The following is a 398-nucleotide window of genomic DNA, read 5'->3' on the forward strand; positions in this document are numbered from 1 at the left end:
CTTGACATGTAATAATGTTTTTTGTATAATCTCAATTCTTTTTTAAGTAAATGTCTTGCTAGCTCAGTCGGTAGAGCATCTCACTTTTAATGAGGGGGCCGTTGGTTCGAATCCAACGCAGGACACCATTTTTGGGTTTATGACCCTTTCGTCTAGTGGCTCAGGACTCTACTTTCTCTGTGTAGAAACAGAGGTTCAAATCCTCTAAGGGTCGCCAGATATTTTTAAATTTTAGGTCGCTTAGCTCAGTTGGTAGAGCGCCACCCTTACAAGGTGGATGTCATAAGTTCGAGTCTTATAGCGACCACCATTTTAGGTGCAGCGGTAGTTCAGTTGGTTAGAATGCCGCCCTGTCACGGCGGAGGTCGCGGGTTCGAGCCCCGTCCGCTGCGCCATCT

At 46.5% G+C, this 398-nt stretch carries 4 tRNA genes; all 4 read left to right on the forward strand.

The features are described 5' to 3' along the window. The first annotated feature begins 52 nt into the window (after nucleotides 1-52). The 4 genes from B9N62_RS10280 (at nucleotide 53) to B9N62_RS10295 (ending at nucleotide 395) form a co-directional block, all read left to right on the forward strand. Nucleotides 53-128, forward strand: a tRNA-Lys gene (locus B9N62_RS10280). Between the two features lie 13 nt (nucleotides 129-141). After that, nucleotides 142-217 (forward strand) — tRNA-Glu (locus tag B9N62_RS10285). 17 nt (nucleotides 218-234) lie between these two features. Further along, nucleotides 235-310: transfer RNA gene (locus tag B9N62_RS10290), tRNA-Val, on the forward strand. Between the two features lie 8 nt (nucleotides 311-318). Next, a tRNA-Asp gene (locus B9N62_RS10295) sits at nucleotides 319-395 on the forward strand. Nucleotides 396-398: the final 3 nt, after the last annotated feature.

The sequence above is a fragment of the Campylobacter concisus genome, from assembly GCF_002165785.1.
Lineage (GTDB): Bacteria > Campylobacterota > Campylobacteria > Campylobacterales > Campylobacteraceae > Campylobacter_A > Campylobacter_A concisus_W.